The sequence below is a fragment of the Scandinavium hiltneri genome, assembly GCF_024764835.1.
Taxonomy (GTDB): Bacteria; Pseudomonadota; Gammaproteobacteria; order Enterobacterales; family Enterobacteriaceae; genus Scandinavium; species Scandinavium hiltneri.
This window is the reverse complement of the sequence record NZ_JALIGE010000076.1, coordinates 960,532-975,471: the sequence shown is the minus strand read 5'-3', so window position 1 is coordinate 975,471 and position 14,940 is coordinate 960,532. Positions and strand designations below refer to the sequence as shown.

Genomic DNA, 14,940 nt, shown 5'->3' with positions numbered 1-14,940 from the left:
AATTACGCAATGCGTATTATTCTGCTTGGCGCTCCGGGCGCGGGTAAAGGAACTCAGGCGCAGTTCATCATGGAGAAGTACGGTATTCCGCAAATCTCCACGGGTGACATGCTGCGTGCCGCAGTAAAGTCAGGTTCTGAGCTCGGCAAACAGGCGAAAGACATCATGGACGCTGGCAAGCTGGTGACTGATGAACTGGTTATCGCCCTGGTGAAAGAGCGCATTGCGCAAGAAGACTGCCGTAATGGTTTCCTGCTCGATGGTTTCCCACGCACCATTCCGCAGGCTGATGCCATGAAAGAAGCGGGCATCAACGTGGATTATGTGCTCGAGTTCGCGGTACCGGACGAGCTGATCGTTGACCGCATTATCGGTCGTCGCGTACACGCCGCTTCTGGTCGCGTTTACCACATCAAATTCAATCCACCGAAAGTGGAAGGGAAAGATGATGTGACCGGCGAAGAGCTGACCACCCGTAAAGACGATCAGGAAGAAACCGTGCGTAAGCGCCTGGTGGAATACCATCAGATGACTGCGCCGCTGATCGGCTACTACTCCAAAGAAGCGCAGGCTGGCAACACTAAGTATGCCAAAGTTGACGGCACCCAAGCCGTGGCTGACGTTCGCGCTGAACTGGCTAAAATCCTCGGCTAATCTCGCTGAGTTTCTCGCCCGGGCCTCCGGGTGAGAAAGTTTCTTATCTACCTCTCACACCAATAGATACTTCTCTGTGCCGTTTCGGCTACAATTATCAGCCATTTAACGACTCAGAGGCGGCAATGCGTCAGACGAAAACCGGCATTCTGTTAGCTAACCTCGGCACGCCCGATGCACCCACCCCGCAAGCGGTTAAACGCTATCTGCGCCAGTTCCTCAGCGACTCACGCGTCGTCGATACTCCGCGCGCCCTGTGGTGGCCGATTCTGCGCGGCGTCATTCTGCCACTGCGCTCACCGCGTGTGGCGAAACTCTATCAGTCCGTGTGGATGGACGAAGGCTCGCCGTTGATGGTGTACAGCCGTCAGCAGCAGCAGGCGCTGGCTAAGCGTTTACCGGACACACCGGTGGTGCTCGGCATGAGCTACGGCTCGCCGTCGCTGGCAAGTGCGGTGGAAGAGCTGTTGACCCATAACGTCGATCACATAGTCGTCCTGCCGCTGTACCCGCAGTATTCCTGTTCGACCGTCGCGGCGGTGTGGGATGAACTGGCCCGCATTTTAGCCACCAAACGTCACATTCCCGGCGTCTCGTTTATTCGCGATTACGCCGACGATGACGACTACATCCAGGCGCTGGTCAGCAGCGCAAAAGCCTCGTTTGCCGAACACGGCGAACCGGACGTACTGCTGCTCTCCTATCACGGTATTCCGCAGCGCTACGCTGACGAAGGCGATGACTATCCGCAGCGCTGCCGCGATACCACCCGCGAGCTGGCTTCGGCCCTCGACATTTCACCTGACAAAGTGATGATGACCTACCAGTCGCGTTTTGGCCGTGAACCGTGGCTGACGCCGTATACTGACGCCACGCTGAAAATGCTCGGTGAGAAAGGTGTGCAGCATGTGCAGGTGATGTGTCCGGGCTTTTCGGCAGATTGTCTGGAAACCCTGGAAGAAATCGCAGTGCAGAACAAAGCGTTCTTCCTGGAAGCCGGGGGCAAAAAGTATGAATATATCCCTGCGCTAAATGCTTCGGCTGAACACATTGAGATGATGGTCAATCTGACCGCACCCTACCGCTAGGCCCGCAGTCAGAGAGCGAACGGGCGGAGAATATGCTAGTATTCTCCGCTTATTCACAGCCACCTGACTGCATCCCATGAAATTTCCCGGTAAACGCAAATCCAAACATTACTTCCCCGTAAACGCCCGCGATCCGCTGTTGCAGCAGATCCAGCCTGAAACTGAAAACAGTGCTTCATGGGTGGTCGGTATCGATCAGACGCTGGTGGATATCGAAGCAAAAGTGGATGACGGGTTTGTCGCCCGTTACGGCCTGAGCAGCGGTCATTCGCTGGTGATTGAAGACGATGTGGCGGAAGCGCTTTATCAGGAGCTGGTGAGTAAGGACTTGATTACTCATCAGTTTGCCGGTGGCACCATCGGTAACACCATGCACAACTACTCGGTGCTGGCCGACGACCGTTCGATACTGCTCGGCGTGATGTGCAGCAACATCGAAATCGGCGGCTACGCCTATCGCTATCTCTGCAACACCTCCAGCCGCACGGATCTCAACTACTTGCAGGGCGTAGATGGCCCAATCGGCCGCTGCTTCACGCTTATCAGCGACAGCGGCGAGCGTACCTTTGCGATTAGCCCCGGCCACATGAACCAACTGCACGCAGAGAGCATTCCTGAAGAGGTGATTGCGGGCGCGTCGGCGCTGGTGCTGACGTCATATCTGGTGCGCTGCAAGCCCGGCGAACCGATGCGTGACGCGACCATGAAAGCGGTGGAGTACGCCAAAAAGCATGACGTGCCGGTGGTGCTGACGCTGGGAACCAAATATGTCATTGCCGACGATCCGGCCTGGTGGCAGTCTTTCCTCAAAGAAAACGTCTCGATTCTGGCGATGAACGAAGAAGAAGCCGAAGCGTTGACCGGCATTGCCGACCCGCTGCTGGCGTCTGACAAAGCGCTGGATTGGGTGGATTTAGTGCTCTGTACCGCAGGCCCGGTTGGGCTGTACATGGCGGGCTTCACCGAAGAAGAGAAAAAGCGTCTGACGCAGCATCCGCTGCTGCCGGGGGCGATTGCCGAATTTAACCAGTATGAATTCAGCCGCGCGATGCGTCACAAAGATTGTCAGCAGCCGCTGCGTATTTACTCCCACATCGCCCCGTACATGGGCGGCCCGGAGAAAATCATGAACACCAACGGCGCTGGCGACGGCGCGCTGGCGGCGCTGCTGCATGACATCACGGCGAATAATTTCCACCGCAGCAACGTACCGAACTCCAGCAAACACGCGTTCACGTGGCTGACCTATTCCTCGCTGGCGCAGGTGTGTAAATACGCTAACCGTGTGAGCTATCAGGTGCTGAACCAGCATTCCCCACGCCTGACGCGCGGTTTGCCGGAGCGGGAAGACAGCCTGGAAGAGTCTTACTGGGATCGGTAAGCAATGTGGGTCGTGTAGGCCCGACAAGCAACGCGCCGTCGGGCATTTACGTTAGACAGCCGGTGGACAGACCGTGTTTACGGGGTTTTATCCCGTTACCGCTTCATCCACTGCCGGTTTCTCCAGCAGCGTCAACATCGTATTGGCAATCTCACGCTCGCCCATTACGACCTTATTCGCGCCACGCTCGGTGATGTAATCCACTTCATCGTCGTAATGTGCGCGGGCAATAATTTCAATGGTCGGGCATTTCTCTCTGGCCGACGCAACAATCTCACCCGCCTCGTAGCCATTCGGAATCGTCAGCAGCAGCCAGCGTGCGCAGTCCAGATGCGCCAGATTCATAATCTCTTCACTCGCCGCATTGCCGAGCACCGCCCGAATGCCGCGCTCGCGCAGCTCATCGACCCGGGTGCGTGATGTTTCAATCACCACCAGTGGAATGCCCTGGGCCATCAGCTTCTCGCCCAGCAGGCTGCCAACGCGGCCAAAGCCAACCAGCAGCGCATGATTACAGATATCCACCGGGATCTGTTTTTCGTCCTCAATCGCTTCTTCGAGGGTCTGCTCGTCGAGGGTTTCGGTTTTATCGAGGTATTTTTCCAGCACCGCAAACAGCACCGGATTGAGCATAATCGACAGGATCGCACCCGCCAGCACCAGATTCTGTCCGGCCTGTGGCAGCAGCCCCAGCGCCAGACCGAGGCCGGCAAGAATAAAGGCGAATTCACCGATCTGCGCCAGGCTCGCGGCGATAGTCAACGCGGTGCGATGCGAATGCCCGAACAGGCGCACCAGCGCAAACGCGGCGACCGACTTACCAAAGATGATAATCGTCAGCGTGCCTAGCACCGCCAGCGGCTGCTCGATAAGCACCATCGGGTCGAACAACATCCCGACGGAGACAAAGAACAGCACCGCGAAGGCATCGCGCAGCGGCAGCGTATCGTGCGCAGCGCGATGGCTGAGTTCAGATTCGTTAAGCACCATACCGGCGAAAAATGCGCCGAGGGCGAAGGAGACGTCGAACAGCTCAACCGCGCCAAAAGCAATGCCCAGCGCCAGTGCCAGCACCGACAGGGTGAACAGTTCGCGAGAGCCAGTGGCAGCACTGCGGGCTAAAATCCACGGCACCAGACGGCGGCCTACCAGCAGCATTACGGCGATAAAGGCGATAACTTTGCCGATGGTCATACTTAAGTCGAGCGCCAGCGTAGCGAAGCCCACGTCGCCTTGCTCGGTCATACTGGCAATCGCAGGCAGCATGACCAGCGTCAGCACCATCACCAAATCTTCGACAATCAGCCAGCCAATGGCAATTTGCCCTCGCTGGCTGTCGACCAGTTGCCTCTCCTCAAGCGCGCGCAGCAGTACTACGGTACTGGCGGTAGAGAGACACAGGCCAAACACGATGCCGGTCATTAGCGACCAGCCTAATCCCGCAGAAAGTGCCATACCCAGCAGCGTGGCGACTGCAATTTGTGCGATAGCGCCGGGAATGGCGATGGCCTTTACCGCCATCAAGTCCTTCAGTGAGAAATGCAGCCCAACGCCGAACATCAGCAAAATTACGCCGAGTTCCGCCAGTTCAGGGGCAAGTTTGGTATCGGCGACAAAGCCGGGGGTAAAGGGTCCGGACAGCACGCCTGCTAATAAATAGCCCACCAGAGGAGAAATACGCAGCTTGTTGGCAATCATGCCGAAAATAAAGGCGAGGACGAGCCCCCCTACAATGGTGGTGATTAGCGGTGTCGCGTGATGCATTCCGTCTCCTTTCGTAGCTGCTGGGTTCCATTTCTGGCCTTAAAAAGCCAAAAAACCGAGTAATAGTTTATGACAATTTCGAGCATTCTGTTTATGAATAATTGTTGAATTTATAATAAAAAAGGAATTGGACGTGAAAAGTGCACAGATGGAAAAAGAATGGGACTCATGAGGGGAGAGGGCTGATAAAACGTAGGGAAATGGCCGTCAGAGTTTCAATCTGACGGCCAGAAAATCAGGCTTTATGACGATTGTCAGGCAGGAATATGGTCAACATCCCGAGTAAAGGCAGGAAAGCACAGATTTTATAGACCTCTTCGATGCTGGTATGGTCGGCAACCACCCCCAGAACCGCGGCTCCAAGGCCACCCATCCCGAATGCGAAGCCAAAGAACAGTCCGGAAACCATGCCGATTCGGCCCGGTAACAGCTCCTGAGCGTACACCAGAATGGCGGAAAACGCCGAGGCGAGGATAAATCCAATGATCACCGTTAGAATTCCGGTCCACTCCAGCGTTGCATAAGGTAAAACAAGCGTAAACGGCGCAACGCCAAGGATAGAACCCCAAATTACGTATTTACGTCCGATCTTATCACCGACAGGCCCGCCAATCACGGTCCCGGCCGCCACCGCGAACAAGAAAGCAAACAGATGGAACTGCGCATTCTGAATCGATAATCCGAATTTATGCATCAGATAAAAGGTGTAATAGCTGCTAATACTCGCCATATAGAAGTATTTCGAGAATATCAGCAGCAACAGGACGCTCACAGCCAGTATGACTTTGTTGCGCGGCAGCGGATTAACAATTTTCGCGACCGGTTTGCCCTTGTTTATCCGATGCTGAGCGGCGTACCAGCGGCTGATTTGCGCCAGAACCACAATCGCCAGCAGCGCGGCAAGCACGAACCACGCCACGTTCCCCTTGCCGTATGGCGCGATAATCAGCGCCGCCAGCAAGGGACCCAGCGAGCTGCCGAAGTTGCCACCGACCTGGAACAGAGACTGCGCCAGGCCATGACGCCCACCGGAGGCCATCCGCGCCACGCGGGAAGATTCCGGATGGAACACCGATGAACCGGTCCCGACCAATGCCGCGGCAAGTACCACGCCTTCAAAACTGCCCGCCATCGCCAGCAGCACCAGCCCGCTCAGGGTAAAGCACATGCCAATCGGCAACGACCACGGCATCGGGTATTTATCGGTCCAGTAACCAACCACTGGCTGCAATAGCGAAGAGGTCAGCTGGAAGGTCAGGGTTATCATCCCAATCTGCACGAAGGTCAGGGAGAACTCCGATTGCAGCAGAGGGTAAATCGCCAGGATCAGCGACTGGATCATATCGTTTAGCAGGTGAGAAAGGCTGATTGCGCCCAGAATGCCAAAGGAGGTTCTGGCCTTTTGCGGCGGCGCAGATGGGCCTGACAGCGTCGGACTGGTTTCACTGATTGCCATAGTTTTCACTTTATAAAGGTTGGTTTGCGACGTTGGAATAAACAGGAGCTGTAATAATTATCAGACTAAGATAACGGTGTCGGACGTTTGAAGAAAGTCTCAATTCTGAAAACATATTTGTCTATGCTTGTTACTCATTGTAATTTCTGCACTTGTCATTCAGTCAGGGAGAGAATCATGAAATGTTTGAAACGCGGTATGGCGCTGGCAATGCTGGCCGCATGGTCGCTGACCAGCCTGCAAGTGCAGGCGTATGAGCAGGATAAAACCTACAAAATCACCATCCTCCATACCAACGATCACCACGGCCATTTCTGGCGCAGCGAATACGGGGAATACGGTCTGGCGGCACAAAAAACGCTGGTGGATGGTATTCGTAGAGAAGTGGCGGCAGAAGGCGGCAGCGTACTGCTGCTGTCGGGCGGTGATATCAACACCGGCGTGCCGGAATCTGATTTGCAGGATGCTGAGCCCGATTTCCGTGGCATGAATCTGGTTGGTTACGACGCGATGGCGGTCGGCAATCATGAATTCGACAACCCGCTGTCGGTACTGCGCCAGCAGGAAAAATGGGCTAAATTCCCGTTCCTTTCCGCCAATATTTACCAGAAAAGCACCGGCGAACGCCTGTTTAAACCGTGGGCGCTGTTTAACCGCCAGGGGCTGAAAATTGCGGTGATTGGCTTAACCACCGACGACACCGCCAAAATTGGTAACCCGGAAAACTTCACCGATATCGAGTTCCGTAACCCGGCCGCAGAAGCGGCGCTGGTGATTCAGGAGCTGCAGCAAACGCAGAAGCCGGACGTTATCCTCGCCGCAACGCACATGGGGCATTACGACAACGGCAACCATGGCTCGAACGCGCCGGGTGATGTGGAAATGGCGCGCAGCCTGCCCGCTGGTTCTCTGGCGATGATTGTGGGTGGTCACTCACAGGACCCGGTCTGCATGGCGTCAGAGAATAAAAAGCAGGTCGATTACGTGCCGGGCACACCGTGCGCGCCGGATAAGCAAAACGGCATCTGGATTGTGCAGGCCCATGAATGGGGCAAATACGTGGGCCGGGCAGATTTCGAGTTCCGCAACGGCGAATTGAAGCTCGTGCATTACCAACTGATCCCGGTCAACCTGAAGAAAAAGGTGACGTACGATAACGGGCAAAGTGAGCGCGTACTTTATACCCCGCAGATCCCGGAAAACCCGCAGATGCTCTCGCTGCTTACGCCGTTCCAGAACAAAGGCAAAGCGCAGCTGGACGTGAAAGTGGGCGAGGTGAATGGCCATCTTGAAGGCGATCGCAGCAAAGTGCGTTTTGTGCAAACCAACATGGGTCATCTGATTCTGTCGGCGCAAATGGCGCGTACTAATGCTGATTTCGCAGTGATGAGCGGCGGCGGTATTCGCGACTCCATCGAAGCGGGCAAAATCACCTACAAAGACGTGCTGAAAGTCCAGCCGTTCGGCAACGTGGTGGTGTATGTCGACATGACTGGCAAAGACGTGACGGATTATCTGACGGCGGTAGCACAGATGAAGCCGGATTCAGGGGCGTATCCGCAGTTTGCGAACGTCAGTTTTGTGGCGAAAAGCGGTCAGCTGAACGACCTGAAAATCAAAGGCGAGCCGATTGACCCGAACAAAACCTACCGCATGGCGACGCTGAACTTTAACGCCACTGGCGGTGATGGTTATCCGCATATTGATACTAAACCGGGGTATGTGAATACCGGGTTTATCGATGCCGAAGTGTTGAAACAGTACGTTGAGCAAAACTCACCGCTGGATGTGAATACTTACGAACCGAAAGGGGAAGTGAGCTGGCAGTAAGATGTCTTTGAAGAGAACCTTTTTTAGGCCCGGTGGCGCAAGCTGACCGGGCCTACACTTTCCTGGGACATTAATCCTGTCGCGCAATATCCGCAAATTTCGCATCCAACATTTTGGCCAAATCGCTCGCCGCTAACTCAATATCCAGTCCCCGTCTTCCACCAGACACATAAATCGTCTCGAAGGTCTGAGCGGGAGCGTCAATCAGCGTCGGCAGGCGTTTCTTCTGCCCCAGCGGGCTAATGCCGCCCACCAGATACCCGGTGATGCGCTGGGCGACCATCGGATCGGCCATATCGACTTTCTTCGCGCCCAATGCTTTGGCGACTTTTTTCAAATCAAGCTGCGTCGCAACGGGGGTCACGGCGACGGCCAAATGCTTCATATCGCCATTCATCGCGACCAAAAGTGTTTTGTAAACCTGGTCTGCATTCAGGCCGAGTTTGCGCACCACTTCATCGCCAAAGTTGGTTTCATTCGGATCGTGATCGTAGCTGTGGAGCAGGAAAGAGATCTTGTTTTTTTCGAGTAACTTAACGGCGGGAGTCATAACCATCCTTCTTACAACCGGGGTGAACTGGGGCCAGCATACGCCTGAAGATTGTCGAAAAAATAGTACTATCTTGCGCAATAGTGTTGGCAGTGATGGTGACTTTGAGCGACAATCGTAGGATCCGAAGTGCGAACTTCGGGATAATAATAACGATGAAATTCCTCTTTGACGGGCCAATAGAAATATTGGCCACTTTTTTATTTCCGCGTTGATCGCAGCATCGACGGCAAATTTCCTTCCCCGTATAAATGCAGTGCCCCGACGGCAACCACATAGCGTCCCGGTGGCAACGTGTGCAATTTTTCTCGCCAGGCCAGGTTTCTCTGATGCATCAACACATCGTACAGCGAATGGCTGAAAGTATTCGGCAGCGATGGCGTTTCGCCCGGCGGCTGCTCCATCCACCAGCCAATCATCACCTGCAGCAAACGCGCATTGGTGTGCCAGTGGGTCAGGGTATCTTCCAGCAGCGCCAATCCGTTGTCAGGCATATCACGCAGCAGTGCTATCTGACTCTCAGCCCCTTCCAGTTCGATGACCTTACGGTTCGCTTCCCGCGCGGTATTTAGCAACTGATAATCAATCCCGTAATCAGGACGTAAACCCAGCTTTTGCGCCTGCGTGGCTTGCAGCACCATCGCCACCTGCCACAGCGGCTGGCTGTCGAAAAGCGCGACGGAAAGCCCAAGCTCGTCGGTCAGCTTTTCCAACTGCTGGAAACAGGCTTTACTCAGACGCTCACGCAACGGTGGATACGCCGGGAGATCACGAAACGGCGTCTCGCTGCCGGTGATATCGGCTTCGACGATCAGCACATCGGCCTGCTGAATCAGTTTGATCAACCGCGGGGGCAGCGGCGACATATCTCGAGTGCCCATATGAATGCTGCCGACCAGGTGCAGCTGTTGCCCACCTGCCAGCGTGATGTCCATGCCGGGCCACGGATAACGGCCACGGAACAGGGCGCATAGCGAAGATTTTACGCGTTGAAACAGTCCCATATGCGCTCCATGAAGGTAAAAGTTCATGCTAACGCGTCAGGGTTGGGCGCTCAACGCCTAAATCACCGCCAGCCCCTGTTTCTGGCAAGACGCGTGGCGGTTTAGCGTTTAGGTTTAAACCGCAACAGGCGGTTGGCGTTACTGACCACGGTGATGGACGACAGCGCCATCGCCGCACCTGCAACCACCGGGTTGAGTAGCGTTCCGGTCAGCGGCCAGAGGATCCCGGCGGCAATCGGAATGCCGAGTGAGTTGTAAATAAACGCCCCCAGCAGGTTCTGCTTCATATTACGCAGCGTCGCTTTTGAGATAGCCAGCGCGTCAGCCACACCGACCAGGCTGTGGCGCATCAGGGTAATGGCTGCCGTTTCGATGGCGACATCGCTACCGCCACCCATCGCGATACCCACTTCCGCCTGCGCCAGCGCCGGGGCGTCGTTGATACCGTCGCCGACCATGGCTACTTTCCGGCCCTCAGCCTGCAATTTTTTAATCGCTTCGGCTTTGCCATCCGGCAATACGCCGGCAATGACCTCATCGATACCCGCTTCTTTGGCAATCGCCCGGGCGGTAATCGGGTTATCGCCCGTCAGCATCACCAGGCGATAGCCTTCCCGGTGCAGTCTTTCCAGGGCAGCCACGCTGTCAGCTCGCAGCGGGTCACGAATGGCAAACAGTGCCGCGACTTTGCCGTCGACCGCCAGAAGTACCGGCGTCGCCCCTTTGCTTGCCTGCGCTTCAAGTTCTGGATCAATTTCAGTAGTAGCAATCTGCTGTTCATTTAGCAGCGCCTGATTCCCCAGAAGCAATGCGTGGTCTTCGGCTTCGCCACTCACACCCAGACCCCGTAGGGTGCGAAACGCGGAAATCTGTGGCAGCTGTGTTTCACCTGCTTTTTCAATAATGGCGTGAGCCAGCGGGTGGCTCGACCCTTGTTCAAGTGCGGCGGCAAGGCGCAGGGCTTGAGCTTCATTAATATCACCGTAGGTTTTCACGGCCACGACCTGCGGTTTGCCTTCGGTCAGGGTGCCGGTTTTATCGAACACCAACGTATCCAGTTCGCTGGCGCGCTGCAGCGCATCGGCATCGCGCACCAGTACGCCGTATTCAGCGGCGCGACCAACCCCGGCGATAATCGACATTGGCGTTGCCAGCCCTAATGCACACGGACAGGCGATGATCAGCACCGTGGTGGCTATCACCAGGGTGTAGACAATCTGTGGCGCCGGGCCGAAGAAATACCAGATGGCGGCGCTCAGTAATGCAATGGCGACTACCGTCGGAACAAACACGGCAGAGATGCGGTCAGCCAGCTGGCCAATTTCCGGTTTGCTGCTTTGCGCCTGGCGTACCATGCGAATAATGCGCGACAACGTGGTGTGGCTGCCGACTGCACTGGCGCGGAACAGTACGCTCCCGTCCTGCACTACCGTCCCGGCGTGAATGTTGTCGCCGTCACTTTTTTGCTGTGGAACCGGTTCGCCGGTCAGCATCGCTTCATCAAACCACGCTTCACCCTGGGTGATGTCGCCATCAACCGGAACGCGATCGCCGGTGGCGAGGCGCAGCGTCATGCCTGGCTGTACGTCAGCCAGCGGCACCGACTTTTCACCGTCTTGCGTCACGACGCGAGCCGTCGGTGGGGTCAGGTCGAGCAGTTTTTCCAGCGCTTTTGAGGAACGCTGGCGCGCACGGGCTTCCAGCATATGGCCGAGGTTTATCAGACCGATGATCATCGCGCTGGCTTCATAATAAAGATGTCGGGCTTCCATCGGGAACCACTGCGGCCACAGATTGACGCTCATCGAATAGAGCCAGGCCACCCCGGTACCCAGTGCGACCAGCGTATCCATCGTCGCGGTGCGATTCTTGAGACTTTTCCACGCGCTGGTATAGAAGTGGCCCCCGGCGAAAACCATCACGCCGAGCGTCACCAGACCCATCACCAGCCACAGGGAGCGGTTGGCGTCGGTGACCATCATATTGTCGCCGATCATTCCCCATATCATGACCGGAACCCCAACCAGCAGCGCGACAATCGCCTGCCAGCGGAAGCGTTTCATGGTGGCGACGGCGGTTTCCTGCTGACGTTCGCGACGCTTCAGATCATCTTCAATCGCTTCTGCACCGTAGCCCGCTTTTTCTACCGCCTGCACTAAATCGGTGGCAGCCGCACTGCCCATTACCAGCGCAGTGCGTTCCGCCAGATTGACCCGTGCCTGGGTGACGCCCGGAACGGCAGCGAGCGCGTTTTGAACCCGGGAGACACAGCTGGCGCAGCTCATGCCGTTGATCAGCAGCTGTTGGCTGTCATCAAGGTCATCAGCTGCCGGAAGCGCTGAAGGGACCGCTGTCAGTGCTTCCGACGGGAGTGATGACTCTGTCAGCGGGTTAGCCTTTGGGTGGCTAAGCTCCGCCCCGTATCCGGCCTGTTTAATGGTATCGATCAGCTGTTCCGCACTGGCGCTGCCGGTGACATGTGCTTCAGTGGTTGTCACATCAGCCCGATCAACGTCCGGACGCTGCTCCAGACTGCCTTTAACGCGTTTAACGCAGTGGCCGCAAGTGAGGCCATCCAGCGTAAGGTCAATAATGTGAGACATATTCATTCTCCAGATGGATGAGTCGACAAACCGCGTCGACACGATTTCTTTTTGTCACTGTGCTAAAGCTTAAACCTTCCATCAAGGGGAAGGTCAAGTGGGTTTTACTGCGGCTAACGGGAGATTTTTTTCTTCTTGGGAGGGATTTAAGATTGATAAATAGGATGTTTTTTCTCAGATTTTATTTAGGATGTTTCGTCAGATTTCTCGCATGATTATTAATAGGGTGTGATTAATCGTGTGTGAAAATTCTCAAAAACACTTAATTCATCTGTGTAAAGTCCATTAATGGACGCGTTAAAATATTAATTTATGTATTAAGTCGCTCTGCAGACCAGTAATGATGGGAGTGTTAAGAAATAATGTATGGATGTTTAATTATTGCTTAATTATTTAATTAATGCAATCGCATGCACTTTACGGCTCTTGATAATACTGGTAAAAGTACAGCGCTTGATTATATGCGAGCATCTTACCCACTACAGGGAATGATATATTCAGGAGATGAATTAAAATGGCAGACTCATTCCAGGCTGAAATACCAAAAGCCCGTGTTAATATTCAACTGTCACTGCACACCGGTGGCGCACAGAAGAAAGTTGAGCTTCCGCTTAAGTTACTGAGCGTGGGTGACTTCAGCAACGGAAAGGCTGAGGGGCCGCTGTCTGAGCGCGAAAAAATCAACGTTAATAAAAATAATTTCAACAGCGTCCTCGCTGATATCAATCCCGAAGTGAGTCTCACGGTGAAAAATACTCTCGCCGGAGATAACTCAGAAGAAAATGTGAAACTGGCATTTAAAGAGATGAAAGACTTTGAGCCAGAGCAGATTGCGCGCCAAATTCCACAGCTGAAAGCGATGCTGGCCATGCGTAACCTGTTACGCGATTTGAAATCCAACCTTCTGGACAATGTTACTTTCCGGAAAGAACTGGAAGTCATCCTGAAAGACCCCGCATTAAGCGATGAACTGCGTAACGAGCTGAATGCGCTCGCTCCAGGCCAGAAATAATTACTGGAACTGTTAACGGACTAATTTCGAGAAAAATGCTTATGTCAGTCAATAATGAATCCCAGGTATCTATGGGCGGGGCGGCTATTGTAAAAACGCTGCCTAACGACGGTGTTTATGCCTCTCTGTTCTCCAAAATCAATTTAAAACCGGTATCGTCCATCGACGATCTCAACGGTTTCGACGATAACGTGGTTATGGCGGAAACGTCTGCCGACGCGCGCGTTACCGCAGCGGTTAAAGTGTTCTTGCAGTGTCTGCAAAAATCCGGCCAACAGGTTGATAAGCTGGACAAAACCCTGCTGGATCACCATATAGCAGAACTGGATTTCCAGATAAGCCGCCAGCTCGATGAAGTGATGCACCACGACGAGTTCCAGAAAGTGGAATCCATCTGGCGTGGACTGAAGTCGCTGGTGGATAAAACCGACTTCCGCCAGAACGTGAAGCTGGAAATCCTCGACCTGTCGAAAGAAGAACTGCGTCAGGACTTCGAAGACGCTCCGGAAATCATCCAGAGCGGCCTGTACAAGCAGACCTACATCGCGGAATACGACACCCCGGGCGGTGAGCCGATTGCTGCCGTGATTTCAGCCTACGAGTTCGACGCCTCGGCGCAGGACGTGGCGCTGATGCGTAACATCTCCAAAGTGTCCGCTGCGGCACACATGCCGTTTATCGGTTCCGCTGGGCCGAAATTCTTCCTGAAAGAGAAAATGGAAGAAGTGGCGGCCATCAAGGATATCGGTAACTACTTCGACCGTGCCGAATACATCAAGTGGAAATCCTTCCGCGATACCGACGACTCCCGCTATCTTGGCCTGGTCATGCCGCGCGTGCTGGGCCGTCTGCCGTATGGCCCGGACACCGTGCCAGTGCGCAGCTTCAATTACATCGAAGAAGTGAAGGGCCCCGAACACGACAAATACCTGTGGACCAACGCTTCGTTCGCCTTTGCCGCCAATATGGTGAAAAGCTTCATCAACAACGGCTGGTGTGTGCAAATTCGTGGCCCGCAGGCGGGTGGCGCGGTGAAAGACTTGCCAATCCACCTGTATGACCTCGGCACCGGTAATCAGGTGAAAATCCCGTCAGAAGTGATGATCCCGGAAACCCGCGAATTTGAATTCGCCAACCTCGGCTTCATCCCGCTGTCGTACTACAAAAACCGCGATTACGCCTGCTTCTTCTCGGCAAACTCGACCCAGAAACCTGCGCTGTACGACACTGCTGATGCCACCGCTAACAGCCGGATCAACTCCCGCTTGCCGTACATCTTCCTGCTGTCGCGTATCGCGCACTATCTGAAGCTGATTCAGCGTGAAAACATCGGCACCACCAAAGACCGCCGTCTGCTCGAGCTGGAGCTCAACACCTGGGTCCGTGGTCTGGTGACTGAAATGACTGATCCTGGCGACGAACTGCAGGCTTCTCACCCGCTGCGTGATGCGAAGGTGTTGGTCGAAGACATCGAAGACAACCCGGGCTTCTTCCGTGTGAAACTGTTCGCTATCCCGCACTTCCAGGTCGAAGGCATGGACGTGAATCTGTCGCTGGTTTCCCAGATGCCGAAAGCGAAAGCGTAAGGTGGGATCGCT

Annotated in this window: 11 protein-coding genes; 6 read left to right on the top strand and 5 right to left on the bottom strand. The window is 54.8% G+C overall.

Features of this window, described 5'->3' with window-relative positions; all coding sequences use genetic code 11:
• The first annotated feature begins 9 nt into the window (after positions 1-9).
• The 3 genes from adk to MUU47_RS22000 all read left to right on the top strand — a co-directional run bounded on the left by adk (position 10) and on the right by MUU47_RS22000 (position 3,123).
• A complete protein-coding gene (gene adk, locus MUU47_RS22010; RefSeq protein WP_110511746.1) occupies positions 10-654 on the top strand; it encodes an adenylate kinase in 645 nt (214 codons plus the stop codon).
• 125 nt (positions 655-779) lie between these two features.
• A complete protein-coding gene (hemH, locus tag MUU47_RS22005; RefSeq protein ID WP_258990290.1) occupies positions 780-1,742 on the top strand; it encodes a ferrochelatase in 963 nt (320 codons plus the stop codon).
• A 76-nt stretch (positions 1,743-1,818) separates the two neighbouring features.
• A complete protein-coding gene (locus MUU47_RS22000) occupies positions 1,819-3,123 on the top strand; it encodes an inosine/guanosine kinase (RefSeq protein WP_159772805.1) in 1,305 nt (434 codons plus the stop codon).
• A gap of 87 nt (positions 3,124-3,210) precedes the next feature.
• Here the strand turns inward: MUU47_RS22000 and ybaL are convergent, their stop codons facing one another.
• Positions 3,211-4,887 (bottom strand): YbaL family putative K(+) efflux transporter, encoded by a 1,677-nt coding sequence (ybaL, locus tag MUU47_RS21995; protein WP_258990289.1) that lies wholly within the window; start codon positions 4,885-4,887, stop codon positions 3,211-3,213.
• Between the two features lie 235 nt (positions 4,888-5,122).
• A complete protein-coding gene (locus tag MUU47_RS21990) occupies positions 5,123-6,343 on the bottom strand; it encodes an MFS transporter (RefSeq protein ID WP_258990287.1) in 1,221 nt (406 codons plus the stop codon).
• A 177-nt stretch (positions 6,344-6,520) separates the two neighbouring features.
• Here MUU47_RS21990 and ushA point away from each other — a divergent pair, with 177 nt between their 5' ends.
• Positions 6,521-8,173, top strand: a complete 1,653-nt coding sequence (ushA, locus tag MUU47_RS21985) for a bifunctional UDP-sugar hydrolase/5'-nucleotidase UshA (RefSeq protein WP_258990286.1) — start codon at positions 6,521-6,523, stop codon at positions 8,171-8,173.
• A 70-nt stretch (positions 8,174-8,243) separates the two neighbouring features.
• Here the strand turns inward: ushA and ybaK are convergent, their stop codons facing one another.
• The 3 genes from ybaK to copA all read right to left on the bottom strand — a co-directional run bounded on the left by ybaK (position 8,244) and on the right by copA (position 12,330).
• Complete coding sequence (gene ybaK, locus MUU47_RS21980) at positions 8,244-8,723, bottom strand: Cys-tRNA(Pro)/Cys-tRNA(Cys) deacylase YbaK (RefSeq protein WP_258990285.1); 480 nt, start codon at positions 8,721-8,723, stop codon at positions 8,244-8,246.
• Between the two features lie 200 nt (positions 8,724-8,923).
• Complete coding sequence (locus tag MUU47_RS21975; RefSeq protein ID WP_258990284.1) at positions 8,924-9,727, bottom strand: TraB/GumN family protein; 804 nt, start codon at positions 9,725-9,727, stop codon at positions 8,924-8,926.
• Positions 9,728-9,828: 101 nt separating this feature from the next.
• A complete protein-coding gene (gene copA / locus MUU47_RS21970) occupies positions 9,829-12,330 on the bottom strand; it encodes a copper-exporting P-type ATPase CopA (protein WP_258990282.1) in 2,502 nt (833 codons plus the stop codon).
• Positions 12,331-12,844: 514 nt separating this feature from the next.
• On the opposite strand from copA, the gene tssB reads away from it, so the two are divergent.
• The gene (tssB, locus tag MUU47_RS21965) at positions 12,845-13,342 is read left to right on the top strand and encodes a type VI secretion system contractile sheath small subunit (protein WP_258990281.1); all 498 of its coding nucleotides are present in this window, start codon (positions 12,845-12,847) and stop codon (positions 13,340-13,342) included.
• Positions 13,343-13,377: 35 nt separating this feature from the next.
• Positions 13,378-14,928, top strand: a complete 1,551-nt coding sequence (gene tssC / locus MUU47_RS21960) for a type VI secretion system contractile sheath large subunit (protein ID WP_258990279.1) — start codon at positions 13,378-13,380, stop codon at positions 14,926-14,928.
• The last annotated feature ends 12 nt before the right edge of the window (positions 14,929-14,940 follow it).